11 protein-coding genes and 1 pseudogene are annotated in these 15,848 nt (G+C 40.4%); 7 read left to right on the top strand and 5 right to left on the bottom strand.

Going from position 1 to position 15,848, the window contains the following annotated elements:
• Positions 1-34 precede the first annotated feature (34 nt).
• Complete coding sequence (locus GYM62_RS05960) at positions 35-1,243, bottom strand: Shedu immune nuclease family protein (RefSeq protein ID WP_219958727.1); 1,209 nt, start codon at positions 1,241-1,243, stop codon at positions 35-37.
• 289 nt (positions 1,244-1,532) lie between these two features.
• On the opposite strand from GYM62_RS05960, the pseudogene GYM62_RS05955 reads away from it, so the two are divergent.
• Positions 1,533-3,013: pseudogene (locus GYM62_RS05955) on the top strand (IS1182 family transposase).
• A gap of 283 nt (positions 3,014-3,296) precedes the next feature.
• Here the strand turns inward: GYM62_RS05955 and GYM62_RS05950 are convergent.
• Together GYM62_RS05950 and GYM62_RS05945 are read right to left on the bottom strand one after the other, a co-directional pair.
• Positions 3,297-7,019: a T9SS type A sorting domain-containing protein gene (locus tag GYM62_RS05950; RefSeq protein ID WP_219958726.1), complete on the bottom strand. Its 3,723-nt coding sequence runs from the start codon at positions 7,017-7,019 to the stop codon at positions 3,297-3,299.
• A gap of 38 nt (positions 7,020-7,057) precedes the next feature.
• Positions 7,058-8,140, bottom strand: a complete 1,083-nt coding sequence (locus GYM62_RS05945; protein ID WP_219958725.1) for a DUF1573 domain-containing protein — start codon at positions 8,138-8,140, stop codon at positions 7,058-7,060.
• Positions 8,141-8,210: 70 nt separating this feature from the next.
• On the opposite strand from GYM62_RS05945, the gene trpS reads away from it, so the two are divergent.
• Positions 8,211-9,185, top strand: coding sequence for a tryptophan--tRNA ligase (gene trpS / locus GYM62_RS05940; protein WP_091654022.1), 975 nt, complete (start codon positions 8,211-8,213; stop codon positions 9,183-9,185).
• A 78-nt stretch (positions 9,186-9,263) separates the two neighbouring features.
• Positions 9,264-9,545, top strand: coding sequence for a hypothetical protein (locus tag GYM62_RS05935; protein ID WP_219958724.1), 282 nt, complete (start codon positions 9,264-9,266; stop codon positions 9,543-9,545).
• 360 nt (positions 9,546-9,905) lie between these two features.
• On the opposite strand, the gene GYM62_RS05930 is transcribed toward GYM62_RS05935, so the two are convergent.
• Positions 9,906-10,328 (bottom strand): hypothetical protein, encoded by a 423-nt coding sequence (locus tag GYM62_RS05930; protein WP_219958723.1) that lies wholly within the window; start codon positions 10,326-10,328, stop codon positions 9,906-9,908.
• Between the two features lie 80 nt (positions 10,329-10,408).
• On the bottom strand, positions 10,409-11,377 hold the full coding sequence (locus tag GYM62_RS05925; protein WP_219958722.1) for a zinc-dependent alcohol dehydrogenase family protein: 969 nt from the start codon (positions 11,375-11,377) through the stop codon (positions 10,409-10,411).
• A 475-nt stretch (positions 11,378-11,852) separates the two neighbouring features.
• On the opposite strand from GYM62_RS05925, the gene GYM62_RS05920 reads away from it, so the two are divergent.
• From GYM62_RS05920 to GYM62_RS05905, 4 genes are read left to right on the top strand one after another with little or no spacing between them, the layout of a single operon-like run.
• The gene (locus GYM62_RS05920) at positions 11,853-12,620 is read left to right on the top strand and encodes an SDR family NAD(P)-dependent oxidoreductase (protein ID WP_219958721.1); all 768 of its coding nucleotides are present in this window, start codon (positions 11,853-11,855) and stop codon (positions 12,618-12,620) included.
• 3 nt (positions 12,621-12,623) lie between these two features.
• Complete coding sequence (locus GYM62_RS05915) at positions 12,624-13,832, top strand: acyl-CoA dehydrogenase family protein (RefSeq protein WP_219958720.1); 1,209 nt, start codon at positions 12,624-12,626, stop codon at positions 13,830-13,832.
• Complete coding sequence (locus GYM62_RS05910; protein ID WP_219958719.1) at positions 13,829-14,854, top strand: phosphotransferase family protein; 1,026 nt, start codon at positions 13,829-13,831, stop codon at positions 14,852-14,854. Before GYM62_RS05915 ends, GYM62_RS05910 begins: the two co-directional genes overlap by 4 nt.
• A gap of 1 nt (position 14,855) precedes the next feature.
• Positions 14,856-15,731 carry a 3-hydroxyacyl-CoA dehydrogenase gene (locus GYM62_RS05905; protein WP_219958718.1) on the top strand — a complete coding sequence of 292 codons (876 nt, stop codon included), beginning with the start codon at positions 14,856-14,858 and terminating at the stop codon, positions 15,729-15,731.
• The last annotated feature ends 117 nt before the right edge of the window (positions 15,732-15,848 follow it).

Here is a 15,848-nt window from a genome sequence, read left to right as displayed (position 1 = left end):
GCCGTTCACCCGCAATAAGCGTTGGCCACAGTTTTTATTTTTCTTTCAGTCGATTTAAGAAATTCTTTAAGCTGGACAATAAGTCATCATAAAGAATTACTTCAATGTTTTTTAGTGAAGTATTTAATAATCTAAAATTCTCTTCCTTGGTAACATTATCAAGTTGATTGCTATGTCCTGCAATAATGAAAGCTCTTGGCTTGATTACTCGAATATCTATTCCTTTCTTCTTTTTTATCAGGTCTCTAAAGCTGAGAGAATTTTTACTGATTTCATCAATGTAATTTTCTACTTGGGAAATAGCTTTTGATAATTCTGTGTCCCAATAATAATTATCCCTACTTGCATCATGCTTTAATAGATTGGTGGTCGGTTTTTTAATTTCATAAATATCCAAGAAGTTGTAAACGTCAATAAGCATAAAGTCAGGATATTTTCCCGCTAAACTGATACTGGCTTTTTCAATGAATGTGGAGTAGTTGGTATTAAATAACAAAATATACTCTCTAAGAAATTCTTGCCATTTATGCTCAACGAGATTTTGACTTAGTTTCTTTTCAAATTCTGTGATAATCGATTCGAGGTAGATTATTTCAGTTTCAGTCTTGTTTTTTGAAATCTGAATTAATTTCTTTTTACCCTTTAGTTTGCTTCCTGCCACTTCGAGGAAATCGGGGTAAAACTTGACAAGAGCTTCAGCATCTTCTTTTGAAAGGTTTTCTAATAAATCTACTTTTCGGAGAATTCCTGCAATCTGATTTTCTTGATAAAGACTTTCATCAATCTCTTCGGTTTCTTCAAAATGCTTTGAGAAGAATCTATTCATGTAAAAATCTGCGGCAATTTGGTTTTCTTCATTCTTATCCTTTTTGATTTCTCGAATTCGATTTTGAAAAGTTTGCAGGTCATCAATATTGAGAATAACCAAATGGTTCTTACCACGCTTTAGAATTTTCGATTCTGATTTGGATGAAATTTGCAAAGTGAAGTCTTCGCCAAACTTATTGTATAGCTTGTCTCTCAATAAGTATCCACCTGACGTTATACCGAAGCCATTAGAATAAAAGCCCGTGGGAAGTTTATCGAAACCGTCAAAAAATATTTCTGAAAATTCAAAGCTTGTTCTTTTAGGATCCTTTTTAACGAAGTAATGAATAGTCTTTTTTTTCTTGTCAATCTTATAGACAAGCTTTCCATCATCGTCAGTGTGTTCGATTATATCTTTTGAGACTCTTTTAGGCATTACTTTCTTTTTTCAAATTGTGGACAACTAGTAAATATCCTCAATGCGAAGTGACTTTTATCAATTTATCCAAGGGTCTTGACTCCAAAAAACCTCCTTTTCCCCTTGGCTCTTCTCAAAGAAAAACATTTCAAACTAAAATTCTATGAGGCTGTCTCAAAAGTAGATAGTTTAATAGGCTAGCTGATTTCTCGGCTAGCCTTTCTTGTTTAACTCAAAATAGGTATTTTGAGGTGTGCAAAAACAAGACACGAATATAGTCTTTAAAGACTATTCTCCCAACCAGCTGATGCTTCTTCCTCCGAGTTTGGAAGAATTAATTCCAGCCCATCATCCAGCCCGAACCGTTAATTCGGTGATGGATCAGATCGATCTTTCCTCGGTGTATGCCTATTATTGGCAAAACGGTGCCAGCAGCTACCATCCCCGGATGCTGCTGAAGATTTTGGTTTATGGCTATCTTGAAAATTGCTTTTCGTCCCGTAAGCTGGAGAAGGCTACCCGGGAAAACATCGTGTACATGTGGCTTTCGGGGATGCAGCGTCCCGACCACCACACGATCAACCGCTTTCGTTCCGAACGGCTCAAGCCGGTGATCGGCGATATATTCTCCAAAGTGGTACTGCTGCTTCATCAAGAAGGCCTTCTGGATATCAAGGAGGTCTATACCGACGGTACCAAGATAGAGGCCAATGCCAACCGTTACACGTTTGTCTGGGGTAAGGCGATCAAAAAGAACAAGGAGCGGATCAGCAAACAGCTCCAGGAACTCTGGGAATACGCAGGTTCGGTAGCCGCCCGGGAGCTGGGAGCCGAAGAGCCCGACTTTATCAACCCCAGTCCGGAGAAAGTGTCTCAGACCGTGGACAAGATCAACCGGGCCCTGCAGGACAAGCCTGTGGACAAAAAAGTGAAGCAGAAACTAAACTACGCCAAAAAGCACTGGCCGGCCAAACTGGAAGAATATGACCAAAAAGAACAGATCCTGGCAGGACGCAACAGCTACTCCAAAACCGATCCGATGCCACCTTCATGCGGATGAAGGAAGACCACATGAAAAACGGACAGCTCAAGCCCGCCTACAACCTTCAGCTCAGTACCCACGGACAGTTTGTGGTCAACTACCCTGCATCCCAATCCCACCGATACGCTGACCCTCAAACCTCATCTGGAAAAATACTGTCAGCTCTACGGTTTCTATCCATCCAGCTACACAGCCGATGCGGGATACGGCAGTGAGGAAAACTACTGCTTCCTGGAGGAAAACCAGATCGAAGCCTTCGTCAAGTACAACTATTTCCACAAAGAACTTCAACAGGAATCCAAAGCAAAGAAAGTCTACGGACTACTCGACAACCTCCATTACGACCCGCAAAACGACCGCTACATCTGCCCCATGGGACAGCCCATGGAAAAGAGCGGGAAAAGCCCGGTAAAACATCAACCGGATTCGTTCAACACTATCGCCACTATCAGGCTAAAAACTGTTCCGGCTGTCCACTCTCCGCAGCTTGCCATCCCGGGGAGGGAAACAAAGTCATCAAGGTCAACACAAGACTCCAGCAACAGAAAGCCAAAGCAAAGGAACGGCTAACCTCAGAGCGAGGTATTCAGAAAAGAAAGCAACGGGCCATCGATGTCGAACCGGTCTTCGGACACTTCAAATACAACAAGGGCAGAAGCCGTTTCATGCTCCGCGGTAGCGCAAAAGTGGCCGTTGAAACAGGCCTTCTGGCCATTGCCCACAACCTGGCCAAAAAGGCGGGATGAACAGCCTTAAATGTCCATTTTTTCATCCCAAAACAAAGACAAAAGCAAGTGGAGCACAGTATCCATCCATGACCCTAAAAAACAACTCATGTGAACCCCGGTCAAAAAAATAGAGGCCGAAAATCAAAAATCGGCCTCTATTGCGCAAAATCGAATATCTCTAAATGTGAAAACTATTTATGAGACAGCCTCATTTTTTAATTTTTTGGGTCAGGAATTGAGGAAAATTAGACGGAAAAGCAGCTTAACAAAATCTCTCTGCTCACAGACAGCCTTATTTTTTTCAATCCAACTTGATCAATTTACCTATCAAAACTTTTTGATCAATACTGAAAACCATAATCGTATAAGTGCCTGAAGGCAGTAGGCTTACATCTAAGCTAATTTCACTCAAATTAGCGCTTACTAGAATAATTTGCTGACTTACATTTTTTCCTGAAAGATCGAAAATAGAAACAGTCTTGGAGTCTAGCTCCCATTCACCTTCTGCCATCAATTTTACATGGTTCTTAGCTGGATTGGGATAAACTTTCAGGTTTTGCACTAACAACTTCCCTAAAGGCAAGCCTGCTATCGTCATGACAACTTCTTTCAACATCGCTGTGCAACCTGCCTCATTGGTAACCTGAACTTTATAAGTACCCATCGCAGTAACTTTCAGCTCTCTTTGGGTAGCGCCAGCAATTTTTTCCCCATCCTTAAACCATTGATAGGAAGCCATTCCCTCCGGAGTTCTCAGGATATCTCCATCCACTTTAATCTCACCACCAGGATTTTCTTTTAGGCTCACCTCTAAAGGCAAACTTTCCGATAGACAAGCACCGATATATCGAATTACTGCTTGATACTTCCCTCCTTCTTTGATTTCAAGCTTTTTACCTTTCTCGCCGACTATTTCCTGACCGTTTCTAAACCACTTTACCACCTCAAAATCCTGTGTACTTTCAATCTCCAAAACACCAGTTGCTCCTGCACAAAGTGCTTGATTTCCCACCACCTTTGGTCTAGCGGTTTCTACTCCCACTACCTTCACCTGAGTGGTAGCTTCTTTGATATTGCCGGAAGGATCTTTTGCAGTTACTTTCACTGGAATGGTTTTCCCAATATCCTCGCAACCAAACTCCGATCTACTTAAGGTCAAAGAACTGATGGAGCATATATCTCTAGCTTCAATGACTAAATCAGATGCTTGCAATACCCCTTTTCCTGTTTCCAGTTTAATCTCCAATTGGAATGATTCCTTGACTGTTAAAACCGGAGCTAGCGTATCTTTGACAAGAACGATGATCGTATACTCAGCAACTAGATCATTTCCTGATTTGATCTCCAATTTGACTTCATTCGTCCCTATGTTTTCACAGGTGAACCGATTTTTTGAAAAAATGTAAGTGTATTTTTCAAGTTCAGCATTCCAATTATCAAATAGGGATTTAGGGCCTAGCTCTGCAATTCCATTGGGATTTAAAATCAGGATGATTTCTTTTTTAATCCCTGCAAATGGATCATCGCCCTGAGTTAGACTTGTTTTCTTACTGAAAACAGGGCATCCATTAGGCAAGGGTTTTACTTTGGCGAAATACTGACCTGGCTTAGATACTTCTATACTTTTTCCAAATTGATTTGCTATCACCTCCTCATTGTAGTACCACCCCAAGACCTCGTAATCAAATTCATTGCCCAAAGTCACCAACTTTTGCTGGCCAAAAGGAATTTGAGTTCCTGAAGCAGGACTAATAGACAATTCCTTAGACTGGAAAGATTGAAGTTCGAATTCCACCTCAATAAAAGACTGATTCCCTGATGAGTCAATGCCGAAAATTTTCACCACATGCTTCTTTCCAATATCCTCACAGGTAAAGTTCTGCTTGCTTAATTCGTATCTGATCTCACCACAATTATCGAAAGCCGAGGCTAGGAAGTCTTCTGGTTTTAATTCCAGTTTGCCCAAAATCAAATCCAATTTTTGGGTCGGTGTTTTACCAACCAATTTTGGCGGAATTTTATCCAGCATGGTGACAAGCACCACTTTGGTCCAGGTATTTCCTTTATCATCCTTTACTTGGATTTCCACCTCGCTCCCAGCCAAATCGGCACAGGAAAAGTTGATATCTCTAGAAAAGGTAATTGTCCAATTAGCTTGAATGGTGTTGTTGAAATAGTCCTGGGCTTTGGTATTTGCAATTCCGTTCTCATTTAACTCAACAGTAATTTTCTCCTTGAATTGAGGAGCAATCACTTCGCTGGTTTGGGAAAGTTCAACCATCACTCTAAAAGAATCCCCATAGACTCTTCGCTCTACCTTTTCAAGGTCATAATTGCTATTCAGCACAGGAAATGCATAAACAGGATCAAAGTCAATCTGGGCGAATGTCTTTCCTCCGTCTTGGATCTTTTTCAGATTGACTTCCAAATGTCCGTAGTGTTTCCCCCCATCTTTTAAAAGAGGAGTAGATCCGGAAGTGTCCCATTGCTCGGGTTCATTCTGATCAGCTGTCCATTTTTTATAAGGATTATAATTGAGTAGCTCTAGCGGATTTCTGAGCCAGTTTCGCTTTTCTCCCCGCATTCCATCACCCGCAACTCCTACATCATAGTACAAGACACCTTTTCCATCCCCGTCCAAATCTACCAGGCTTCTCTCAAATAGCTCATCATGTCCAGCCAAAACGGCTATTACTCCATTGGCTTCAAAAAGTGGATGCAATACTCTTAGGGGAGTTCCTCCCTGACCGGTAGCCAATTCATGATTCATAGGAACACCATGCTCACCCGAACTAAAAGGAATATGATGAAATTGCACAAAAATCAACTGGCCGGCTTCTTTTGCGCTTTTCAGATTTGCCTCTAACCAAGCATACTGATCCGAACCCGGACCAAAACCACTCAAATCCGTTCCTCCTGCTGCTGCATATTGTGCAGCTGTAAAGTTTTCTTGGGTATCTGTTCCATCCACAGTATATTCCTGGTTTTTCAGTCTGGAATTCTCAGGAAAATCACTGCGGCTTTGATCAGGTGTACCATTGGAGGAATCTAGCGTTAAAATTGTTATGGGACCATAATCAACTCTGTAATAGCTCTGTCTATGCTTTTGTAAGGGATCAGATGAAGGTGTTTCAAAATAGGCATGAAAGCGTTTTCTTCCCACCACTGGAGCAAACTGACCATTTTCATTATTCCCATATCCCCCACTGATTCCACCAAAATTTTCCCAATTACCCAAAGCCGGAATGATGGGATATTTACTCAAACCCTGATCAAAATCCCCTGCATTATGTCTCCAAAATTCATCCCAAGCTGGCTGGTATCCTCCTCCCTGAACCAAGTCACCCGGCATCACAATGAAGTTTGGGTTTCTGGAATTGATGATTTTCAGATTTTGGGCATAGCCTTCTTTTTCAGTTAAGGCATAGTTAAGGATGGGTATTCCCTGTTCTACAGTTACTCCAAACTTATCCTTCCATTTACTGGAATTTGCGGAAGGTCTATAACTCAAGTCTCTTGGAAACCACGCTCTTCTATTGACTCTACCCAGTGGCTCTGTTTCGCTATCGGATAATGCTATAAATCGAATATTTTCCCAATTACTTTTATCTGGCGCTGTGGTAAAATTTGACTCAAATACGGCTCCGTTACGAATAACTTGGTAACGATAGGTATGATTTGTCTTGAGGTTGGTTAGCTGAACTCTAAACCTAAATACCTGAGCCTGATAAAGCCAACTTCCCTTATCCAAGCCATCGATACTTTGGTTTAATTCTTGGCTGGTGTAAAAAATTTCCGGTACCTCTTCCCCGTTGATTGTTTGACTCAAAATCAGGGTTCCCTGATTATCAAAAACCTTGAATTCAGAGGCCGTATTGGAACTGGTAAACCAGGATATCTGAACTTTTCCATCCTGGAAAACCTGCAAGTAGGGTTTTACACGGAATGTAGGTTCTGCAACTCTGACAAAAGAGCCTGAAAAGATTAAGAAAGCCAGGAAAAATAAAAATCTAAGCGGTTTCATAGCGCAGAATTTAATTAAAAACCCACTCAGAATCTCTCCTATTTAACCCTCGATTTAAGTATCAATGATTGAACAGGGTTTAAGGGATCATTGCTGAAAATGTAAATATTCCTTTGATCTATTCCTTTTCGTCCTTTAGGATCAAAGGTAATTTGTAATTCAACGGTCTCCCCGGGATTAATCTGAGTTTTTGGTAAACTTAAAGTTAAGCAATTACAATTACCCTGTACCTTTCTTATTTCCAAAATTTCTTTTCCCTTGTTTGTGAGGCTCACTGTTTTGTTCAAAATTTCATTAGCAGGAATTTCTTTCAGATCAATTTCCACAGGGCTAATGGATAAATTAGCTACACTGCCTAGCTCCTCTCTGGAGAATGGAGGGAAGTATTCGAATATATTGGCAATAATTTCCAAGCTGATTTCCTCTCCATCTCTGAAGGAAAACTGAAATTGATCTTCAAAAAAACCTAAATCATTTTTCTTGTCACCATAATAGGCCAGTTTCAAAATACCCCTTTCATTGGACCTCACAGAATCATATTCCATAGAAAGCTGAATATGCTCCGGGCCTTTATACTGAAACTGTTTGCTATTCAGCGTTTTTTTGGAAAAGTTATAAAACTCAATCTCTTTGATTTTTGGCTCGTTTGTAAAAACATCCCCCATATTGACTTTATCGAGTCTAAAGCCTACTCCTTGTTGTTTTTTGGGATATTCAAGTTCGGGATTCTGAGGATACGGGATAGCTGTTCCCTCAATAAAAAGTGTGTCCGAAGTTCCGGCAAGATTGCCTTTTACTACAATCATTCTGGAGAAAAAGCCTGCTGCAGAACTGGGATCCAAAGAAACAATCACAGAACCCTTTTCCCCTACTTTCAAACTATCCTGAGTAAAGTCGACGGTGGTACATCCACAATCGGTATATACTTTTTCAATTACAAAAATCGAATCCTGGGTATGAGTGAATTTAAACTCTGCAGTCACAGGACCTTGCTCTTCCAGAATAGTACCCAAATCAATTTTATTGATCTCCCAAATTAATTTAGGTGTCTGAGCCTTACCAATTTGTGACCCAAAAATGAAAATCAGGCAGCTGAAAAGGGTTTTTATATTCGTATTCATACCAACAAATAACGTATAAATCCAACCGAATTGTAGGCTGTTTTACTTATTTTGCGCCAAAATTAGACCAATGGCAAGAGTACTGACAGGAATACAAAGTAGTGGAAGACCCCATTTGGGAAATATTCTTGGGGCAATCGTTCCTGCAATCCAACTAGCGAAGGAAAACCAGGAAGAATCATACATTTTTATTGCAGATTTTCATTCTTTAACCAGTTCCAAGGACAGCGAGCTCCGCAAGCAGAATACTTTGGCAGTGGCCGCCGCTTGGTTAGCTTTTGGCCTGGATATTTCAAAGACAGTTTTCTACAGACAATCAAGAAGGCCTGAAGTGGCAGAACTCACTTGGTACTTGAACTGCTTTACTCCTTTCCCTATGCTTGCCAATGCACATAGCTTCAAGGATAAATCGGAGCGATTGGCTGATGTAAATGCCGGTCTCTTTACCTATCCTGTTTTGATGGCAGCGGATATATTATTGTATTCTGCCGATTTGGTGCCCGTTGGGAAAGATCAAATGCAGCATCTTGAGATGACCCGAGATATTGCTTCTACATTCAACAGGATTATTGGAGAAGATCTTTTGACCATTCCTGAGGCAAGAATTTCAGAATCAGTAAAAACTATCCCTGGAACGGATGGACAGAAAATGTCCAAATCTTACAATAACTACATCGACATTTTCCTTCCTGAAAAGCAGTTGAAAAAGGTGGTCAATACGATTGTCACTGACAGTACCCCTTTGGAAGAGCCTAAGGATCCCGATACCTGTAATGTATACAAGTTATATAGCCTTATAGCTTCAGAAACCCAGACTCAAGAAATGAGAGCAAAATATCAGGGGGGAAACTATGGCTACGGACATGCCAAAAAGGAATTTTTTGAATTGATCCTGACCAAGTATGCTGAGGAAAGAAAGGCCTTTGACTTTTACATGTCAAACCCTAAAGAAATTGAAGAAAAGCTGGCAGCTGGCGAAGAAAAGGCCAGGCAGGTAGGGGAAAAGTTACTCAACCAAGTGAGGGAAAAATTAGGGTTTAGATAAAAAATAAGAGGCTGTCTCATTAATAGCTCTAATGTCAGCCTGAGTCCTAAACATTCTTCGGACAAACAAAAAAATGATATGACAGGATCATCCAAAAAAGATTCGTCAATTATTCTTTTGCAACAGAAAACCATTCCTTTTAGAAAAAACTTTATAGTGAGGGCGCGGTGGGCTGACGCAGCAGCGGGCCAGCGTCCGGCCTCGTGCGCCTGCCTGCCAACGGCAGGGTTGGAGCTTCCTAGCGCTCTTTCTGGCTCAAAAACTTTCGTTTTTGCCCTGTCTTGTCCCGTACAGCTGTCGGGATTGGTTCTTTTGCTTCAAGGCAAAAGAACAAAGAGAAAAAAGAAAATGATTAATTGAAGAAGCAGGATTTTTAGTTATCTAAACCTACTTTCCACAATAAAAAAAATCCGAAATAAGTAAAATTTCGGATTTTAATTTGTTTTAAAAAGCAGCTGAATCTAAGGTCATTTCTATCGTTTTGACCTACATTACGACCCTGTACGATTGACTGGACTTTCAATGTGACAAATTGCACTTTTTAGACAGCATTTTAATTTTCTATGAACATCCGCTTTCTTACCAGTAATAAGATTTATTTGGCCTAATATTAGCCCAGAGGATCAGAATCCGGAAGCTTCGGTCATCGGTCATCGGTCTTCCAATCGGTCAAGCAAAGAAAATATGGTAATAGGCAAGATTGCGGATAATCAGATTATTTTAACGGCTTCTCCAAAGATCCTTCAATTGCCTTCCATTGATCAGCATCACGAACCTAGCTGGATTAGGAACTAGCACAATCCTTACATCCTGCCTGTCAAATTGATCCGATTCAATTGGAACACCTTCTTGACCTCCTACTTCATAACTGATTATACCATTGGCATCCGGTAATAAGGGCTTGTATTTATTAGCGATATAAGCCGTAGGAAGAAGAATATCAGTATCCGATTTCAACACGGAGTAAATTTTCTCTAATTCTTTTTCTAAAACTGTCTCATAATCCTCATTGAAATCATCCTCCAAGTCATGGATCTCCTCTTCAAGATCATCGTAATCCTCATGATTATAATCCATCTGCGCGAGTTGATTTCTTTTTTCAACAATTTCGGTTAGCTCTTTATCCAGCTTGTCCCAATTCATTACGTTCTGTCTTTTTGTTTTAGTTTTCAAAGTACAAAGATGGCCATTCCCTTTTTTTATAAAGAATGATTTGCGAGAAATTAACTCACTAAGAGAATTTTTCCGTTTCTACCGGGCATTTCGTAGGAATTCAGAGCCTCTTTGAATGCTGCCAAAGGGAATTTTCCTGCGATATCAATTTTGGAATCATCTTTCATCAAAAAGCCAAAAACTTTCAAAAAGGCCTGACCTCTAGTCTTTGGATCAGTTTCATCCATCCAAGTACTCAACCAAAATGCCTCAATTTGAAGGTTATTGAAAATCATCAAACCGCTGTTAACAGGCATATTTTCCAAACTCAATGCCCCAAAAACCATCATTTTCCCTTTAGGGCGAAGTGAAGCTAGTGCTTTAGCTCCCAAGGTCCCTCCTACCGCATCGAATACCACATGGACACCGCCATCGGTTTTTTCCGGCAATACTTTTTGTATCTTTTCTTTTTCAGAATTGATCACTAAATCTGCACCCATTTTTTCCAAATACTCGATTTGGTCATCATGTCTTACAGTGGCAGCCACCTTGATTCCTCTTTCCTTGGCCATCTGAAGCGCAAACTTCCCGAATGCAGAAGCTCCTGCTGTGATCAGCAACCAGTCACCTTCTTTCAGGCCTGATTTCTCCAGCATTCCATAAGCCGTCATAGGATTAACAAAAGCCTGACAGGCCACCTCATCTGGCATACCCTCTGGAATTGGGATCGCTAGAGAAGCAGGAACACAAACATATTCTTTCCAAGTACCGATTGCGGAAAACATTACTCTGGTACCTTCTTTCAAAATTCCTCCGGCATCTCCTTTTTCTACTACTCCTGCTGCTTCAAATCCAGCACTGCTTGGTAATACCGGAGCGATTCCATACATCCCTCTGATAAACATGATATCCGATGGGTTGATATTCCTGGCAGTGACTTTAATCAACACTTGGCCTTCTTTAGGCTGAGGCATTGGAGATTCTTTCAGTTCAAGGACTTCTGATGGAAGACCGGTTTTTTCAAAAATTACTTCTTTCATGGAGTTTTAGTTGATATGAATAGTCTTAAAATGTTCTGATTATCCGCAATCATGCCAGGTGCCTTATTTTCATTGCTTGGCTGGTTGGATACTTCGACTTCGCTCAGTACAGGCGACCGATGACCTCTGCCTACCGGCAGACAGGGAAGACCCAGCCGCGGCAGGCAGGCGAAGCTTCCGGATTCTGATCCTTTCAGCAGACAATAAGCCGTATTTTTTCAATACTGGTAAGAAAGCGGATATCCATTTAAAATATTTATTTTTTGGTAGTAATGCCTATCATCGAAACCAATCTATAAATTCAGTTTCACAGCTATTTGCTTTTAAATAATAAATAGTTAGCTGACATTGTTTCGATTTTAAAAGAGCTACTTGCCAATTTAAGCAAAATAAAACTAGAAATATATTAGTACATAGACTTACCTACCGCTTGATTTTTTTCTATCTTGAACAAGAGATAAAAAATAAACTTTCAATGGATTTATCAAGCGTTTTTTCATTAGACAACAAAGTAGCTCTGATAACTGGAGCATCCAAAGGGATTGGATTGGCAATTGCCGAAATATTTGCAGCAGCAGGTGCAAAAGTGGTCATTAGCAGTAGAAAGCAAGAAGCATTGGATGAAATGGCCAATCATCTTAAATCACGTGGCTATGAGGCTACTGGAATAGCCTGTAATGTGGGGAATATGGAAGAGCTTCCTCAATTGGTGGAAAAAACAGTGGAGAAATATGGTCAAATTGATATTCTGGTCAATAACGCTGCTTCCAATCCAGTCTTTGGCCCAGTGCATGAAACGAGCCTGGAAGCATTTGATAAAATCATGGATGTGAACGTCAAAGCTCCTTTTGAGCTTACAAGGCTTTGTTTTCCACATCTCCGAAAATCAGCACAAGCATCAGTAATCAACATCAGCTCTATTGGAGGCATTTCGCCAGAACACGGATTAGGTATTTATTCTGTCAGCAAATCTGCCTTAATCTCGCTAACTAAAGTATATGCAAAGGAATGGGGAGATGCCAAAATCAGAGTAAATGCCATTTGCCCAGGATTAATCCAAACGAAGTTTTCAGAGGCGCTTTGGACTAATGATAAAATCATGTCCGTGGTGATGAAACAGCTCGCAATCAAGCGAGCCGGTACCAGTGAAGAAATCGGAGCAATGGCCTTGTTTTTAGCTTCCTCGGCTTCATCCTACACAACAGGAGGAGTTTTTACGGCTGATGGAGGATTTACTATTTAATGTATGATTGATTCGAAAAATAAACCCAAAACCGATCTTGCTGGCATTTTAAATCAATACCGGGACTTTGTAAAGCAAGAGCTATTTCCTATTGATTTGAAAGTTGTCCAAGGACCTTTTAAGTCTTACCTACCTCAATTAAATGCCTTGAGAGAAAAGGCAAAAAAGCTCGGCTTATTTGCGCCTCATCTATCTGAAAAAGAAGGAGGCTTAGGGTTGAGTCTTTTGGAATTTGCCCATGTGTCAGAAATTCTGGGTCAAAGCCCGCTAGGACATTACGTTTTTAATTGCAATGCTCCGGATATAGGGAACATGGAGCTGTTGCATTTATTTGGCTCTGATTTCCAGAAGGAAAAGTTTTTAAAACCTTTACAAAAAGGAGAAATCAGAAGTTGCTTTGCGATGACAGAGCCGGAAAATGCAGGCAGTAATCCTGTCAATCTAAGCACAGTAGCTAAAAGAGAAGGAGATCATTATATCATCAATGGTCACAAATGGTTTACCACGGCTGCGGATGGGGCATCATTTACGATAGTCATGGCTGTAACCAATCCGGAAGCAAATTCACCTTACCAAAAGGCAAGTATGGTGATCGTTCCTTTAGATAATCCTGGTTATCAATTAGTACGAAACATCCCTATTATGGGAGAAACTGGAGAAGATTATTTTTCCCATGCCGAAGTAAAATTCACAGATTGCAAAGTTCATGCAACTCATTTGATTGGGGAGGAAGGCCAAGGTTTTGTGCTTGCGCAGGAAAGATTGGGGCCTGGCAGAATTCATCATTGCATGAGATGGATAGGCATTTGTGAACGCGTATTTTCTATGATGTGTCAGAGAGCAGTTGATAGAGAGCTGTCACCGGGCAAAAGTCTTGCAGAAAAGCAAACCATTCAAAATTGGATAGCGGAAAGTAGAGCTGAAATCAATGCGAGCAGATTGATGGTGCTGGATACTGCCCGAAAAATGAAAGAGCAAGGAGCCAAAGCTGCCAAGGAGGAGATTTCTACTATCAAATTTTTTGTAGCCGATGTATTGATGAAAGTAATAGACCGAGCTATTCAGGTACATGGAGCATTGGGTGTCACCGATGATACGCTACTTTCTTTTTGGTACCGACATGAAAGAGGAGCCAGAATTTACGATGGACCGGATGAGGTGCATAAATCCTCTCTGGCAAGAAGTATTTTGAAAAACTACCAGCGCAAATGAAAGAGCTAGAATTTGATAAACTCAAGGACTTGTTGCATGAAAAGTTCGATTGGGATCCTTCCACCATAGAAATCAAAGCTCTATCTGGAGGTTTTTCGAATCTCACTTTCCTGGTACAAACCCCCACCCATCGCTATGCACTGAGACGACCACCCTTTGGTTATCAAATCAGTAGTGCCCATGACATGGTCAGGGAAAGCAATGTATTGGAAGCATTACAACGAGCAGGATACTCTAAAAGTCCCAAACCAGTTTTACTTTTTGAAGATGAGACGGTTTTAGGATCGCCATTCTTCATGATGGAATTTGTGGAGGGTATTGTCTTGAGAAATAAAATTCCCCAAGGAGTTCAAATCACTGAGTCTGATTTCCAAAATCTATCCAAACACACCTTAGATACCCTTTTAGAGCTTCATCATTTGGAGCTGAATCGATCTGGTCTTATTAATCTCGGAAAGCCGGAAGGATATGTCAATAGGCAAGTTTTGGGTTGGGCGGACCGTTATTCCCGCGCAGCGACAGAGGTGATTCCAGAAATGGAAAAAACCTCAGAATGGTTGAAATTAAATATCCCCGATCAAGAAAATGTCGGCTTCATCCACAATGATTTTAAGTATGATAATCTGGTCTTAGACCAGAATAATATCACTGAAATCAAGGCTCTTTTGGATTGGGAAATGGCAACTGTAGGAGATCCATTGATGGACTTGGGGACAAGTTTGGCTTATTGGGCAGAATCAGATGATCCTGAAATCCTCAAGATGTTTAACCTGACTCATCTTCCCGGAAACTTCACGAGAAAGGAAGTTATCTCCTATTATGATTTACACAGCGGACTTGATCTGAGCAATATCCTTTTTTATTACGTTTTTGGGCTCTTTAAGGTAGGAGTAATTGCACAGCAGATTTATAAAAGATATAAGTTAGGACAGGCTGCTGACCCTCGATTTGCAGTTTTGATTGAAGTAGTAAAAGCCGCAGGAAAGAAAGCTAAAAACAGTATCATCACAGAAACTATTTAATATGGAAATCCAAAACGTTTGTATTCTTGGAGCAGGAACTTTAGGATCCCGAGTAGCATTACAGGCAGCTATTTCAGGGTATCAGGTTTCGATTTTTGACATTACAGATAAAGCACTTGATTTTTCATTTGAAACAATGAAAAAGATATTGGCACAACTCGATAAAGGAGCTTATCTGAAGGAAAATCAGGAAAAAATTCTTTCTAGGGTCTACTTTACTTTAGATCCAGAAAAGGCTGTAAAAGATGCAGATCTAATCAATGAAAGCGTCACAGAAGACATTGAATTGAAAAAGAAGGTATGGAAGCAGTTTGGTGAATTAGCACCTGAAAAAACCATCCTTACTACGAATACATCCTATTTGCTTCCTTCCATGTTTGCCGATATCTCGGGTAAGCCTTCAAAATTTTGTGCTTTACACTTTCATGACGTCTTCTACTCTCGGGTTGTAGACATCATGCCTCATCCCGGAACTGACCCAAGTCTGATTCCTTTGTTGGAGAAATTTGGAAAAAGTTTGAATCAAGTTCCAGTTTTAGTGAAAAAAGAAAATCCTGGGTACATTTTTAATACCATGCTATTAGCCTTGATAGGTGCAGCCGGTAAGCTATTAACGGGAGAAGTAGCCTCTGTAGAGGATATCGACAAATCTTGGATGGTCAATTTCCACATGCCAATGGGGCCTTTTGGGATTTTGGATAGTATTGGATTGGATACAGCTTGGCATGTGACCAAATCCAGAGAAGATTCAGCATCTAAAGCATTCGCAGCACACCATAAAACTTATATCGATCAAGGGAAACTGGGTGAGAAAACAGGGGAAGGATTCTATAAATATCCCAATCCGTCTTATAAAGATCCAAATTTCGTGATTTAAGGATTTGGTTATATTTTTATTTGATCGGTTCTATTTATATATCATCGGAAATTATTTATATAAATGAATAGGTAACTAGAAGTAGTACTTATCATTTAATTAAATTATTAAGGATTA

Source organism: Algoriphagus sp. NBT04N3 (genome assembly GCF_019443765.1).
Classification (GTDB): Bacteria; Bacteroidota; Bacteroidia; order Cytophagales; family Cyclobacteriaceae; genus Algoriphagus; species Algoriphagus ornithinivorans.
This window is presented reverse-complemented; position numbering and strand designations above follow the sequence as displayed.